Raw genomic sequence first — 15549 nt, forward strand, 5'->3', positions numbered from 1 at the left:
AAATATGAATGATATTGATAATCATTTTCATTAATAGTACCAAATTTTATCCAATTAATAAAGATAACCTATCAAATATGGAAATGGAGAAAACTATGATAACAGAGCCATATGCTTTACCTCACACGGAAACCTGGTCTATCTGTTCACAAGAAATAAAGCGTATTTATAAAATATTTGTGTCTGTTCCTGATTCACCGCCACCTGATGATGGCTTTCCGATTATGTATGTTTTAGACGGAAATTCTGTATTTGCCAGTTTTACAGAAACGATGAACCTGCAAACAAGCAGAGCAGACATAACAGGCAAAAAACCGCATATTATTGTAGGCATCGGCTATGAAACAACTGGTCCATTTAATGACAATAGATATTATGACTTAACGTTTTCACCAGACATTGATTTTTTATCGTATTACCCTATTGATAGAGAGCTGCCACAAGCGGGCGGCGGCGAGTACTTTCTGACGTTTATTGAAAAAGAATTGAAGCCGCAAATTGAACAAAAGTACGATGTCAATAAGGAGAACCAGGCGATTATCGGCCATTCTCTTGGTGGATTATTTGTCCTATCAACATTGTTCACATCGCCTTCGTCGTTTCAATATTATATTGCCAGCAGTCCTTCCATCCATTGGAATGAAGCGTTTCTGAACACAGCAAAGCAGCAGTTTTTGGCAAGCGAGATGAAAGCGAATCTGCTGATTACGAGCGGAGAATTGGAAAGAGATCATTTTTCACAAATGAACGAAAAAGCGAAAATGCTTAATGATGAGCTTCAAAAACATACTACTGCCGTGTTTAAAAGTGAATTCCTCGAATTTCCCGGTGAAGATCATATGACTGTTCTCCTCCCGCTCATTAATAAATCGATACTTTTTGTTAATGATATAAAAACACAAATTAAATAACTGGGTTGATTTTGCTTGAGTGAATAGCAGCATGTGTATGATATGAGAAAATAAGAAAAGCCAAGGAGCGGTAACTCCTTGGCCTTGGCAATATATTAGATTAGGAAGAAGAACTATCCTTACGTTTGTGGCGCGGGGGTGGTTATTCTTTGCTTTTAGCCAATGTAGCGATGTTTAAGTTTAATGAAGGTTGGTAGAACAGAAATAGAAACTCAAATCCTTAGTTTTTAAATTCTTTAGGAGTTTTTTATTACATTAGTACAATAATTTATTTTGTCGAACTAATTTCAAACATAACTAAATCTTTTGTTACATTACTATATACTAATTTTAATGTTACGTTATTATAATATTTGATTTCTATTTTTGTAGTTCTAGTAATTCTTACTGTTTTAAGAGGTTATAAAAAAGAATAGTTAATATTAAAATAAAAAACGTTAAGAAAGTGATGCACCCCAAAAGTTAGAGTTGAAATCTAACTTTTGGGGTGTTTTTTTTATGTCACTAAAGAACCTTTAAGAAAGTAAAGAATATATTTCCCTTTCTTTTACTTGAACAACTTTTAATCAAACTAATGTATCACATTCTTATTATGAAACTTTAGTCCTCGAATAACTTACTCAACATAAATAAATTAAGACAAATTTTAACTAGATGCTCTTTTTCTATTTCTTCATTTTGATTATAAAATGTATCAAACACTTTATAGGGAACCCCAGCATATGCAGCTAAACTTTTATCTGTAAAACCATATTCATCCTTAAGTGGTGATGCTATTAGTGTCTTTATCCTTTCTTGTGGCTCTAACAAAGAATAGCCTTCCGTTAAGAAAATAGTACGATGAAGAATAATACTGATTTCTTCATCAGTCAATATAATTTCTTCTTGATTCCCTTGTAAAACTTGTTTAACCATTTCAGTAGAGATTCCTAATAATTTTGGAATTTGATTTTCATTCACATGAAAATTCTCTATAACAGCTAGGATTTTCTCTTTTAAAAAGCTGTTAAACCCTTCAACTTGTGAACAACTTTCGACAATTATCTCATCCTTATACTCTTTCATATCTTTACCCCTTATCAAATTTTTGTATTTATTATACAATTATTGCGACAATTATAAAAGGAGGAGAACTATGAAAAAAGTTATTAGCTTTTTATTGTTATCAATTTTATTAATTACTATCACACCTGTTATTACTCAAGCTGAAGATGTAACTGAACAAAATCAGAGCCCCATGATAGAAGAATTCAGTATACCAGTTTACGAAGATATAAATAGTTTGATTGATTCGCCTAAAAAAGCAGCTGTAGTAAAGAAAGTGGCTGACATCAAATTTTGGGTAACTCCTAATACAAAACAAATACAATGGACTGTTATTATGAAGCCAGGATATTTATTCGGTTCGTTTAAAGCAACTATTCATGTTACAGATCTGACTAGTGGCAAAAGAGACGGTTATCATGATTTAAAAACTAGAGCAGGAAACCTAAATGTGCCCCATCTGAAAGGACATACAATGTTTGCACAAATTGTTTCGGGTAAGCTCCTAACTAACAAAGGTGTAGCACAAACTATTCCAAGTGGCTCCGCTTTAAAATGGAAAGCCAAGTAAATTTATAGCTAATAAACCAGTATGGAGAATTCCTCTATCTTTATAGTGGAAGATCCAGGATATGTTGGTGCTTGAGAAGCTATAAAATTTCATGATTTCACATTAGAACTTTACGTGTTTTTGAAACAGATACATTTTTTTCTAACCTGAATCAGAAGAAATTACGACTAATTTATATAACACCCTCTCACCAGAGTGAATGTCCATCCAAAGAAAGCTTAAAGCCTATAAATTGGAATAATGTTAAAACAGGGATTTATTATTAAAAGATGTGATAGTGAATTCCGTTATACACAAACAACCATCCCAACATCAGCCTCCATTAATTTAGCCAGAGTCATTTATTTGGGAACTTTTCGAAGACTTTTCTTCCTGGAAAACGAATAAAGATTTATTAATAAACCAGGATAAAAAGCAATTTTCTCTTTTTGAATGCCTTACTTCGCTTCTTAACCAGATTTCAATGGCCAAATTTATTAAAGATGCTGAATGGAATCATATCTTAAACGAATGCGTCTTGTTTCAGAGTGATAAAAAACCAAAACTACAATAAATAAAGCCAGACCCTAATAAGAGCCTGACTTTACAAGGAAACTGCCATACCTAAGTTCGATAAAACTTGAGAGTTTAAGAAGGAAGGTATGGCATAGCCTTAATATCAATCGGGAAAGCTATCCATCTAACATTTTTGAAAGATACGAGAGTTAGAAGGAAGATGGATAATAGCCCAATATGTAAATTATAGATAGTCTGCAACAATAATATCAAGATCAAAAGGGGTTATCCCTTTATCAACAGAGAAAACTAAATCTGCTTCCTCTATCTTATCAGAAAGTTCTCCTCTTGCCTCAATATGAAGCTTAAATAAATCATATAAGTTTGGTTTGACGAGTGTGGTTAACGCCTTCCCCATCAAAACCATACCCATTTGATTTTCTTCTACATTATTAGCATAATCTGGTTCATTCCGAAGTGCAATATCTGTCCAAATAACTTTATTCTCATATAAATCAAGAATCATTGGTATACAAATCATGGAATCAGATGTAATATCCAGTCTGTTCTCAACTGTTTTTGGTTCATATATTTCCCCAGAATTAGGATTTTCTCTGCTCATCCAGCCCATAAAGCATTCTGGCAGCTCATTAAAAGCTTCCCCGCTGAAAGAGTGAATGGAAAACACAATATATCTTCCGCCAAAGTTCCGAACCGACTGTATGTCTAAATCAATGAACTCACTAGCGCCAGCTGGTGCTGAGGTAATATCTCCGCTGTGACATGATTTATATTTAGCTGACCTTAAATTTGTATACGAAACATGTTCCAAGTATCCCCATGAGTCGTCATACATAACAGCGGATAAATCGATATCTGTGCCCCATTCAGTTGACCCGTCCTTCCAATATAAAAAGGTTCTAATTGTATTTGTTGACTCAGCTATATCAATCTTTGAGCCTCTGACAACAGATTTTATCGACTTATTTGCAGAGCGCTGCGAAAATGGAACAATATAATTTTTGAGCGCTTCATCCAAGTAAACCTTTCCAAGCGGCTCCTTTTGCTTGTATGCCTCAATCAAGCTGTTTTCGCAAACAGAGACAGCAGCTTCGCAAACATTTTCGTCTATTGCAGGCAATGTATTATCAATTACAAACATCTTAGCAACATTCCCTTTAGGGAAAAACGACCTCTTTTCTTTGTCTTTATTTCTGTGCTTGAAATGCTCTCTTACTTGCAGTAGTACAGTCGTTTCGACTTTATCAGTCACTAGCTGAAAGCTGTCTATCACAGACTGAGGTTGGGGATGCATGCGTAGAAGCTGATCAAGCTTGCGGGCAAACTCCCCTGGTCTTTTTGATAATAACCTAATCGCATCGTCTATTTGGTTATTTTGCAGTGCCTGTGCAACAAGCCCATTAAATGTAGGAATATCCTCATTGTTTCTCAGCTTTGAAAATGCTTTGTTCGCTTTTGTAAATTGCTTGTATTCTGCAGGATGCAGTCGCTCTCCTAATCTAATCCATCTGTTTTTATATCGCTTCATATCCTCTTCGATGCTTCCGCAATTTTCAAGTAAAGCTAATAATAAACGCCTTTCTTTTCTTTTAAAGCTCTTAAAACGCGTATTCGCCGCTAAACTGATGTCTCCATCAGACAGAGACACTGCAATTCTTAACACATCTGTCGCCGTTTTAACATATTGATTCAGCGGTTTGTAGTTAAGTTTGTTTTCGACTATTAGTTTTCCGAGCAGTGCAACATTCTCCTTAAGAGGAATGTCTTGCGGAATTATTTGCTCAACATGTTCTGGCAAACTAGCAAAAACATAAGCTAAATCTTCCCTATCACTTTTTGATAAAGATGTTTTTGAAGAGAGTAGGTTCCGGAAAATCATCAGAAAATCGTTCATTGAACCAAGGGCAATCAGCTTTAGATTTGTCCTGTCATATAATGGCAATCTTGTCTGTTGTTCATAATGAGGCAGAATCTTACCTAAAGAAGCGTAATGAATAAGTGCATTCATATATAATTCTGCATCACTTGCTTTCATTACCTGTTGCGGAAAATTAGGATACATTGGCTTATAGGTCTTATCAGCACCCAATAACTCTTTCAAACTTTGGAAAGTCGATAAATAGAATTCGTTAAGCTGGTCTGTGGAATATGTATAAAGGATATCTATGACAGGCTTTGACAGTGAATAGCCCAGTGACTCGAAATTAGCTGCGATTGTGGCTATGTAATGGAGTTGCGGTGTGGGTTCATTGCTTTTGTTAAGTATGAGTTTGTTTTTTCTTCGTAAGTAGATTTGATTAATCATTATTCACCTCTTATAAATAAATACCTTTCTAGTTATAACATTATTTAGGAGGAAAATAAAATAATAGCTTCCAGTTTTATTATAATTTGGGAATTTTATAGTATATATATAATGAGGCAGGCTTTTCAAAGGTTTAGCTTAGAATGACAAATTTCAAGGGAACAATCAGTATCCCCCTCATTTATTTTATTAATACAGTATTCAATATTAAAAATCCTCTTCATCCTCAATAGGAGTGATATCAAATAGATAATCTGTGAATTCAGTTCCTTCCCAGCCTTCTTGTATGATATTACCTTGTTCATCTGTCTCCTCGCTCATTCTCTTCAAAGCATATGTGGAAATATAAAAAGCATCAACTGGCAACTGTTTTTTACTTAATTTCTTTATTTCTCCATTTGAAATGTCATGTGGTTCATTTTCGGCAAAGTCATATTGTGATCTTTCTCCGTAACTGAATAATTTATATGAAGAAAACTTACCCTTGGCAATTGTAATATCTTGAATATCAAGCAAATCCAAATTTTCGAAGTAATGCTTTGTATCCACTAGAAACACAAATTGGCTCCATTCTTCATGATGACTCTTAGATATTTCGTATTCTTTCTTATCAGTAAAGTATTGAATTCTATAATAATCATACTCATTGTCTTCTTCCCCAAGCATCTCCCAGCTTAAGTCAGTTATATTTCCAGATTGGGTGTAGTTCATACTAAAATTATCGAGCTTTATATCACTCTCCTCTAGTTTTAATTCCTTCGTAATCAATTCATTCTCTTCCGCAAAATCAATCGTAAACGCCGATTCTAGTTCATGCTCGATTGTTATCGTACGGCTTTCCCACATATAGACAGTAATTGGTGTAATCCATTGAACAATGATAAATATGATTAAACCAAAGATGGCTGCTTGTCGTTTAATATCTGCATTTACCTTAGGCCGGAAAAACAGTAAATAGATAATAAAGCCAAGCGGCAAGGCAATTCCATTAAATTTAAATGCAAATACACCTAAAATATAATAACCAATTATTTTTAATGGAAATTTTGCTTCTGTATCACGCTTTTTCTTGATTAAATACAATAACCCTCCAACAACTAACACGATGTAAACAATAGATGCAATCACACATGATCCCCCTGACTGGAGAGTTTTTGGATTTCTCCAGCTTTTTCTCTGTATTATAATCCCAATATAAGTATAACATGGTAATTATGATTAATTTATAATTTTTTTTGTGTATCCTAATATAAATAAGACCTCCATTTAGATGAAGGTCTTCCTATTATTTAACGATAAAATGATTCTAGCTCACTGACAATCTTATTAGAGCTTATTTCTGGACTAGTCAATATTGGAATTTCAACATCCTTCAAAGCAGTCGTTGCTCTTGCCATCGAAAGCTGGGCCAATATAATAACATCGACTTGATTGTTGAGCAGTTTATTGACACTGCTTACAATATAACTGTCATGTGTTTCATAGTCTTTTTTACTTAGAGCAGTAAAAGCGGCTGTATTAACTTCAACAAGCACCTCTACTTCTTTTCCTAAAGCTTCTGCCTTTTCTAGTACGGCTTTTTCTGTGGTTGGTCCTGCAGTTGCTACTGTGGCAACCACACCTATTTTGCTTCCGAGCTTTACTGCTTGTTCAATCATCGCGTCATCTACATTTTCAATTGGAAGCTGGGGAAATCTTTTGCGCATTTCTGTAATTGTTGGACTGTAGGCAGAGCAGGATAGAAGGATTCCATCCACCTCTGTCTCCACCGCTCTCCCTAGCAAACTCGCAAAGCGTTCTACTAATGCAGGGGTAATTTCCCCTTCTTTGTTTAATGCTTTGAGCAGTCCCTCATCCATGAAATTAAGCGTTTCAATTTCAGGGAAATTCTTTGCGAAAGCTTCCAGTATTGGGTTAACTGAGTTCAGTGTAGCATGGATCAAACCGACCTTATATTTTTTCATGTTCCACACTCCATCCTTTTTTTAAGCTTGCTTCGATATCATATCTTGAAAGTTTATTTCGTCCATAAACTCAATAAATGTTTTTACTAATTTTAAATTATAGTCATCTTGGTTATAGAACATCCAAGTATGTCTGGTGATTGGGTTATTATCCTTGTCATTTAATGGTAGCTGATATAAATTACCTGTGTTTTTAATAACTAGACTAGGCATTATTGCATATCCTAAATCATGTGCTACCATTTCACGGCAAGTGTCTGTCTTATCTACTTTAATACCTACCTTCGGGGGTACAGAAAAGTTCTCTGACCACCATGTATCAATCATATCTTGAAGCTTAACATCGCATATATAATCAATACGCGGTAATGATGGCAGGTCTTCCAAATCAACCTTACTATGAGCTACTAGCGATAAGTTCTCTTCTAATAATAATCTTTTACCGCCAATCCACTTATAATCACCTCGTACAAAGCCAATATGGATTTCGTGATTATACACTTGATTAAAAATTTGGCTGCTCCATTTGCTTGTTAAGCTGAAATTGACCTTTGGATGTCTTGATTTAAACTCTTTAAGAACAGGCGGGATTTTTCTTGTTATGAAGCTTGAAACACCTAACCGTAATGTACCGGAAATCTCGTCATCCATATTAGCTAAATGATCCTGTACTTCTATATCTCTTTTTATCATTTCATCTGCATAGTTTACGAGGTATTCTCCTTGAGGTGTGAACTGAATCCCCTTTTTACTGCGATGAACGATTGTTACCTTATATTCTGCTTCAATTTGCTGAATTCTTTTTGTAAGTGCTGGCTGTGACATGAACAGACTTTCTGCAACTTTTGTTATATTTTTTTCCTTGTATAACTTTTGCAATATCTGCCAATCTCGTTTGTCCATGTTATACCTCCTGAAATCATAACCTCTAGTTTAAATTATATAGAACGTTAATTGATTTAGAAAGCGCACTTACAGTGAAGTTAGTTCTTCAAGGTGTGTAACCGCTTTAATAAGAAAGTCCTTTTTACCGAAACTGCCTGACTTAAGGACAATTAACATTTCTTTATCAATTACTAAGCCAGATGGCACACCTGTATCAATTTCCTTCACAATATAATTGCCTTTAATTTCTAAATGCCTGCATACAGTGCCAGAAGTGTCTCCGCCCGCAACGACAATTCTTTTTAAATTGAGAGTATCAGTCAGTCTTTTAGCAACAGCAGCTAAAAAGCTGGAGATTCTTTTACTAATAATTAATTCACTTAAACCCTTTAGTTTTCCGATTTCCTTTGTTTCCTTTACAATGCTTGGATTATTTTCCGCCATAATTAACACGTCTTGCCCGTCTTTCAATAGCAAATTCGCTTCATTATATACTTTGTCCAGTTCTCCTTGATAATTGCTGTCTAAAATTTTTCTTGAATCAACGATGATAGCTGAAATCCCAGAATCTATTAACTCTTTCGTCTGCTCTTTTGTTTGCGGTGTTAAGCTTCCGGATATAATTAGAACTCCATTTTCATCCTTTATTGATACAGTGCTAGCTAAATGAGGAAATTCTGATTTCGGCAGAGCTTTAGGCAATTCCTCTCCTAAGGCAGAGCTTCCAGCGAGAACTTTATATCCTGCTGCAGCTTGGGCGATAATGTTTAGATCCTCTTGTGTTTCCCCATCAATGAGTACGTACTGATAATCGTTTTTTGCCTTTTCAATCGCCGTTTTTAATTCTTCGGGACCTTTTCTGACTACATCTAAATAAATAGAAGTCACTTTTCTTCTCGTTTGCTTTTTCAAGATGGATTCTAAGTTTGACTCTATCGTTGGATGAACAGGGTCATGGAGGAACTCTGAATCTTCTAGTCTATTCCCGTTAACCTTGTGAATCCCATTTACGGTAGTTCGGCCGTTTTGTGGAAAGGATAGTGAAATAATCGCAAAATCTTCTTCCAATTCATCAAGCATGGCGTCAAATTCTACACCAATATTCCCTCTAAACACGGAGCATGTTTTATTGTAGTACATCGAACAATTTGCATTCTGTAAAACCTTGGTTGCTTTAAAAACCTTATCATAAGCAGTTTTTGGACTGTCTAAGCGACTGTCTGTATCAATAATAACTACATCTGCATCTTTAACTATTTCCATATTTTCTTCAAAGGTAAGCACCTTTACCTTATAGCCGCTTTTTGAAAACATGATGCCAATATCATTTGCGCCAGTTGTATCATCTGCTACTACACCAATCATCGTAATGGCCTCCTTATCGTTTAATCCTTGGCTTATAAAGGGACTCTTCCAAAAACTCTGTCACTTTAACGCTTGGCAGCGAATGTAATTCAACCCCACTGGATTTTGCTGTTAACAACATTCTGCACGTCATTTCTAATGTTTCTATTCTCATTAAAGCTTCAGAAATGGAGGAATCCATTACTACTACACCATGATTTCGCATCATGATGACATCAGATTTCTTTGCCTCTTCCGCTATCGCTTCTCCTAGCTCTCTTGTTCCTGGATGAAAATAGTCTACATAGCCGATATTTTCCAGGTAATAAAAGTTTTCAATAAACAGGTTTGCCAGTATTGGTTCTTTACTGCATGCAAAGAGCGTTGTATAGAATGGTGATGAATGGATAACCGCTTGTACATCTGGCCTTGTTTTATAAATTCCTGTATGCATTGGCGTTTCTTTCGAGGCTTTTCGTTCACTTAAATTTTGTTCATTCTGAAGGTCAAATAGGACAAAATCTTCGTCTTTCAAATCCCCCATAAAGGTGCCTGAAGCAGTTATCAGCATTGTATTTCCATCGACTCTGCTGCTGATATTTCCTGATGTTCCCCATGCCAAATTATTATTGAGCATATATTTGCCACATGCTATCAGCTCATTTCTGCTATTCATGAATTCATCCTCCTATATAAAAAACCAAACAGATACCCGTTTGGTTTTTATTTTATTTATGCTTGCATTCTTTTGATAACAGCTTCTGTAAATTCTGTCGTAGATGCCGTTCCGCCAAGGTCACGGGTAGTTGGTCCTTCGGCGATTGTTTGTAAGACAGCATTTTCGATTACTTCGGCAATGACATTTAAATGATGGTCATCATGATGGTTTGCCAGCCACTGTAGGAGCATCACTGTTGACAGCAGCATACTTGTTGGGTTTGCAACATTCTGACCGGCAATGTCCGGTGCTGAACCGTGTGCTGCCTGTGCCATTGCTTGCTCACCATTTGTATTGAGTGATGCTGACAAACCAAGACTTCCAACAAGTTCACCAGCAAGATCTGATAGGATGTCACCGAATAGATTAGTAGTTACGATGACATCAAACTCTTCTGCTCTTCTTACTAAGTGTGCTGTCATTGCATCAATATGAAAATCATTCACTTCTACTTCTGGATAATACTTTTCGCCAACCTCGTAGCAAACATCACGGAATAATTCATAGGCAAACTTGATTACATTTGCTTTGTGAACGATTGTTACTTTTTTTCGTCTTGTCATTGCCAGCTTAAATGCTTCATGGGCAATTCTTTCTGTTGCTTGTCTTGTAAATACGCCTGTTACTAATGCAACATCCTTATTTACCATGTATTCTCCTGTCCCTTTATACATATTTCTATCGGACAGGAAGCCCTCCGTATTTTCTCTAAAAACAACAAGATCTGCATTTCCTACTAAACTAGTAGTCCCCGGCAAGGCGCGGCTTGGACGTACATTAGAATATAGATCAAAATGATGTCTAAGTTCACCACTTGGATTACGCTTCGAGATTCGATGCTCATCAGGGTAAGCTGCTGAATCATGTGGAGCCATCAGCCAGCCATTTGTATCCTCCAGGCCTTTTTTTGTTATTTCTGGAACAGGATCATTATATTTTTTAATACCTTCCCATCCCATCGGCAGCTCCTTGTATTCAAAAGTTGTACCATTATTTGCTTGTTGAGTGGCAGCCTTCAATACTTCTACAGATGCTTTCACAATTTCAGGACCAATTCCGTCTCCATAAAGAACACCTAATTTATAATTTGCCATCAGATAACCACCTTTATTGTTGTATGAATTAACTGGTTAATACTTACTTTCTACATTTATTCTATTACATTTAAACCATAATAAAAAATACACATTTTTTATTAAATATCATAAAAAAAAGTTATGGATGTACGAGATTACCACCCAAATTTCTTAAGAAAGTCTTCCATAACTTTTCATTATCTCTGTTCATTCTATATTAGAATAATGCCTGAATCTGTTGGTATCACTAGGTTTCTAGGTTTGTATATTGATGATCTCCTAAAAAGGAATTGACGAACAGTTTGCCACTCGTTACATTTACTTTTAAAGGGAACAGGAGATTTAGTATCTCTTGTATGAAAGGAGATTAAATAATGTTTAAAAATAGTCATCAGAAGAAAACAGAAGCAAATTCTATTTTTACTCCTGCAGATGGAAAGTTTGTCTCTTTAGAAACTGTACCAGATCCGATTTTCAGTAATAAGCTTGTTGGTGAAGGCTTCGCGGTCCATCCTTCCAATGGTAAAATTGTTTCACCCGTTTCTGGTGTGGTTACCCATATTTCTAATACGAACCATGTGATGACGGTAAGAAATTCAGAGGATATAGATGTTTTGATCCACATCGGTCTTGAAACCGCTTCCTTAAAAGGTGATTATTTTAAAGCTTTAGTCACACTTGGTAAATCTGTAAAAATGGGCGATGCTCTCCTTGAATTTGACCTGAATTATTTAAATGAAAATGCTTATAGTCCGCTAATATTAGTAATTTTACCGAATATCAAAAATAAAAACTACTCGCTTATATGGCAGGATGCTGTTACTTTAGCTGCTGGCGAGACAAAAATTGTTTCTGTTGTGGAAAGATAGTTAAAAAAAGAAGGTGCCGATTTGAAATTCGGCACCTTCTTTTTTTATCAAACTTTTGTCAGCTCTCTTTCCCGTTCTTTATGGCTCTCTATATTTTCGCCATTCAGGAAATCTTCAGGTTTTTCCTCATCTATAAAGCCAATTGATTCCTTTACTTCAGCAAAAGCTACATCACCCGCTGGAATATCTGCCGCTTTCTTATTTTTATAAACTCCTATCCCAACTACCAATGCAATGACTAATAGTTCAAAGCCATACTTTAATAATGGGTTTTGGAAGTATGTGCCTATAAAGGGTTCCGCGACGATCATTTTCGAGGCTGTCCATGCTAAAATCCCTGCACCGAAAGTAATAATGACAGGAAAGCGCTCAATCCATTTCAATATTAATGTACTGCACCACATTACGACAGGAATGGAAATTAATAAGCCAATGACTACTAATAAAATACTGCCATGGGCAGCTCCTGCAACTGCTAGCACATTATCTAAGCCCATTAAGGCGTCGGCAATAATAACTGTTCTGACAGCACCCCAAAAATTATTGCTCGATTTTATATCGCTATGTTCCTCATTTTCTACTAATAATTTATAAGAAATAAAAACTAGCATTAGCCCGCCTGCTACATGCAGCCCTGGTACCTTTAATAGCCATACAACAGCTAGAGTTGCTATAATTCGAATAATGATGGCACCAAGTGAGCCCCACATAATAACCTTTTTCTGCTGGTCTTTTGGCAAGTTTCTAGCAGCTAGACCTATTAATATGGCATTATCTCCTGCCAATACTAAATCAATAACAATAATGGACAATAATGCCGTGAAAAATTCGAGTTCCATTTTCATCCTCCTTCATAATATAAATAGCCCTTTCGCAAGGGCTATTATATGTGGTTACATTTAGTTTCTTGAACTCACAGGACCATTGCTCCTGTTAAGATTCCAACGATAATCATCACAACTGCAGTTAAGAGAATCCAGCCCATTGTAAATTTTTGTAGTTTTCCTAAATCACTTCTGATTAATTCGATTAACACCCATAATGGTGCTGATGTTGGACCTATTAAGTGTATTGTCTGTCCAATCACTGATGCTCTTGCAATACTGACAGAATCAACGCCATACTGACTGCCTGCCTCTGCTAATACTGGTAATGCCCCAAAGAAAAAGGCATCATTAGACATAAGGAAGCTAAGCGGCAGACCGATGATTGCGACAATGATAGTATAGTAGTCTCCAAACGCGCTTGGAATAATCGAAACAATATCATTTGCCATATGGTCAACCATTTCCGTACCTTGAAGAATACCTGTGAATATACCTGCTCCCAGCACAAGCGATACAACTGGTATGGCATTTGAAGCATGTTGTTTTAGCACCTTTTTTTGTTCTTCAATATTTGGGAAGTTAACTACTAAAGCAATGGCGAACCCAATGATAAAGAGAATATACAATTCTACTACGTCTAGAATTAATACGCCCATTATTGCTAAAGTCAGAAATAGGTTAAACCAAATGATTTTAGAGTTCTTTTTCACTGGTGCTTCTGCTGTTGCTGCAATCTCTTGATTATATTTAGCAATAACTTCTGCGCCAAGACGCTTTCGTTCTCTTTTTCCTAAGAAATAGGCAATCGCTAATGTAGAAATCGCCCCAGCAACCATAACCGGCAGCATTGGAATAAAGTATTCATTAGCATTAAGACCAAGCACACTTATTGCTCTTGTTGCAGATCCGCCCCATGGCGTACTTCCGGCAATAATTCCTAATGACATGATAGAGACAGTTGCTAATATTAAAGGATTCATGCCAATTTTTCGGTACACGGGCAGCATCGCTGAACAAATAATCATATATGTTGTTGTTCCATCTCCGTCTAATGCTACAAGCAATGCTAATATCGCAGTCCCCATTGCTATTTTAACCGGATCCCCTTTAGCAATCTTTAAAATCATATTACTAACAGGATCAAATAAACCAGTATCCATCATGATACCAAAGTAAAGAATTGCAAATAAGAGAAGTACTGCTGTAGGAGCGGTAAGCTCTACTCCCTGTACCATCATATCCCCTAATTCTGACCCAAATCCCCCGAGTAAGGCAAAAATTACAGGAACAAAAATGATAGCTGTAAAGGCAATTAATCGCTTAGACATGACTAAGTAAGTAAACACCGCAATAGTTAGAAACCCTAGAATTGATAACAAATTTATACCCCCAAACACACTGAATGCGTTTTCATTTATTTGACAGCTAACTCACCAATTCTTGCGATAATCGCCTCTGCAAACTCAGAAGTTGATGCAGATCCCCCTAAGTCCCCGGTCATTGTCCCGTCTTTAAGGCAGCTATTTATTCCTTGTTCAACAAGCTCGCCAACCTGGTGTAATTTTGCGTCATGATGTCTTTCACTCAACCAATCCATCAGCATAACTGTTGACAGCATGATTCCAATTGGATTGGCAATATTCTTCCCAGCAATATCCGGTGCTGATCCGTGAGCAGCTTGAGCCATTGCCTGATTTTCATTCGTATTGATAGAAGGAGCTAGTCCAAGGCTTCCAACTAATTCACCAGCCAAATCTGATAATATATCACCAAACATATTCTCTGTTACTATAATATCAAAATCTCTTGCTCTGCGGACTAAGTGTGCTGTCATTGCATCGATATGGTAGTCATCAACCGTAACCTCTGGATATTGCTGTGCTACCTCTTTACATGTATTTAAGAAAAGTCCTGTTCCTAGCTTGATAACATTTGCTTTATGAACAATTGTTACTTTTTTTCTGCGCTGCATTGCCATTTTAAAAGCAGCGTGTGCGATTCTTTCAGCGGCTTTCTTCGTAAATACACCTGCAGAAACGACAACCTCTGGCGTTATTTGCCATTCTCCCCCGCCTATATGCATGTTTCTATCTGTGTAAAAGCCTTCTGTATTTTCACGATAAATAATTAAATCCGCTTCACCTACTACGCTTTTCGCTCCAGGCATTGTTTTTGCTGGTCTGATATTTGCGTATAAATCTAAAGTGTGACGAAGCTCACCGCTTGGGTTTCTTTTTGCTTTATGTTCTGGCGGATATGCTGCAGAATCGTGTGGCCCTAGTATCCAGCCATCACAGTCATTTAACATTTCCTTCGTATAGCTAGGTGTTGGATCATTATACTTTTCAATCCCCTCCCAGCCCATCGGAAGCTCTGTCCAATCAAATTTAACATCTAATTCCTGTGCAGCTGCTTTAAAAACCTTCACTGTAGCGCTTACAATTTCTGGACCGATACCGTCACCTTGTAATACTCCTAGCTTATATGCCTTCATCATTTCATCTCCCTATTTGTTTTGT

General features: G+C 36.3%; 14 protein-coding genes. 3 read left to right on the forward strand and 11 right to left on the reverse strand.

The features are described from left to right. Positions 1-95 precede the first annotated feature (95 nt). Positions 96-911 (forward strand): alpha/beta hydrolase, encoded by an 816-nt coding sequence (locus NQZ71_RS22595; protein ID WP_317012481.1) that lies wholly within the window; start codon positions 96-98, stop codon positions 909-911. A 600-nt stretch (positions 912-1511) separates the two neighbouring features. Here the strand turns inward: NQZ71_RS22595 and NQZ71_RS22600 are convergent. Beyond that, a complete protein-coding gene (locus NQZ71_RS22600; RefSeq protein ID WP_275008872.1) occupies positions 1512-1976 on the reverse strand; it encodes an HTH domain-containing protein in 465 nt (154 codons plus the stop codon). Between the two features lie 70 nt (positions 1977-2046). On the opposite strand from NQZ71_RS22600, the gene NQZ71_RS22605 reads away from it, so the two are divergent. Then, positions 2047-2526, forward strand: coding sequence for a hypothetical protein (locus NQZ71_RS22605; RefSeq protein WP_317012482.1), 480 nt, complete (start codon positions 2047-2049; stop codon positions 2524-2526). 739 nt (positions 2527-3265) lie between these two features. On the opposite strand, the gene NQZ71_RS22610 is transcribed toward NQZ71_RS22605, so the two are convergent. From NQZ71_RS22610 to NQZ71_RS22640, 7 genes are all read right to left on the reverse strand, one after another. Further along, positions 3266-5347 (reverse strand): TerD family protein, encoded by a 2082-nt coding sequence (locus tag NQZ71_RS22610; RefSeq protein WP_317012483.1) that lies wholly within the window; start codon positions 5345-5347, stop codon positions 3266-3268. Between the two features lie 207 nt (positions 5348-5554). Next, positions 5555-6475 carry a hypothetical protein gene (locus NQZ71_RS22615; protein WP_317012484.1) on the reverse strand — a complete coding sequence of 307 codons (921 nt, stop codon included), beginning with the start codon at positions 6473-6475 and terminating at the stop codon, positions 5555-5557. A gap of 161 nt (positions 6476-6636) precedes the next feature. After that, positions 6637-7311, reverse strand: coding sequence for an aspartate/glutamate racemase family protein (locus NQZ71_RS22620; protein WP_317012485.1), 675 nt, complete (start codon positions 7309-7311; stop codon positions 6637-6639). A 21-nt stretch (positions 7312-7332) separates the two neighbouring features. Then, on the reverse strand, positions 7333-8214 hold the full coding sequence (locus NQZ71_RS22625; protein WP_144457216.1) for a LysR family transcriptional regulator: 882 nt from the start codon (positions 8212-8214) through the stop codon (positions 7333-7335). Positions 8215-8283: 69 nt separating this feature from the next. Then, positions 8284-9561, reverse strand: a complete 1278-nt coding sequence (locus NQZ71_RS22630) for a four-carbon acid sugar kinase family protein (RefSeq protein ID WP_317012486.1) — start codon at positions 9559-9561, stop codon at positions 8284-8286. A 13-nt stretch (positions 9562-9574) separates the two neighbouring features. Next, on the reverse strand, positions 9575-10216 hold the full coding sequence (locus NQZ71_RS22635; RefSeq protein ID WP_260055274.1) for a class II aldolase/adducin family protein: 642 nt from the start codon (positions 10214-10216) through the stop codon (positions 9575-9577). 56 nt (positions 10217-10272) lie between these two features. Next, positions 10273-11352, reverse strand: coding sequence for an isocitrate/isopropylmalate dehydrogenase family protein (locus NQZ71_RS22640; protein ID WP_144457210.1), 1080 nt, complete (start codon positions 11350-11352; stop codon positions 10273-10275). 356 nt (positions 11353-11708) lie between these two features. Here NQZ71_RS22640 and NQZ71_RS22645 point away from each other — a divergent pair, with 356 nt between their 5' ends. Continuing rightward, positions 11709-12203, forward strand: a complete 495-nt coding sequence (locus NQZ71_RS22645) for a PTS sugar transporter subunit IIA (protein ID WP_275008863.1) — start codon at positions 11709-11711, stop codon at positions 12201-12203. A gap of 47 nt (positions 12204-12250) precedes the next feature. Here the strand turns inward: NQZ71_RS22645 and NQZ71_RS22650 are convergent, their stop codons facing one another. The 3 genes from NQZ71_RS22650 to NQZ71_RS22660 form a co-directional block, all read right to left on the reverse strand. After that, on the reverse strand, positions 12251-13042 hold the full coding sequence (locus NQZ71_RS22650) for a TerC family protein (protein ID WP_317012487.1): 792 nt from the start codon (positions 13040-13042) through the stop codon (positions 12251-12253). Positions 13043-13116: 74 nt separating this feature from the next. Beyond that, complete coding sequence (locus NQZ71_RS22655; RefSeq protein WP_127738638.1) at positions 13117-14409, reverse strand: CitMHS family transporter; 1293 nt, start codon at positions 14407-14409, stop codon at positions 13117-13119. A 35-nt stretch (positions 14410-14444) separates the two neighbouring features. Further along, positions 14445-15524, reverse strand: a complete 1080-nt coding sequence (locus tag NQZ71_RS22660; RefSeq protein WP_182102907.1) for an isocitrate/isopropylmalate dehydrogenase family protein — start codon at positions 15522-15524, stop codon at positions 14445-14447. Between the last annotated feature and the right edge of the window lie 25 nt (positions 15525-15549).

Source organism: Niallia taxi (genome assembly GCF_032818155.1).
Lineage (GTDB): Bacteria > Bacillota > Bacilli > Bacillales > Cytobacillaceae > Niallia > Niallia taxi_A.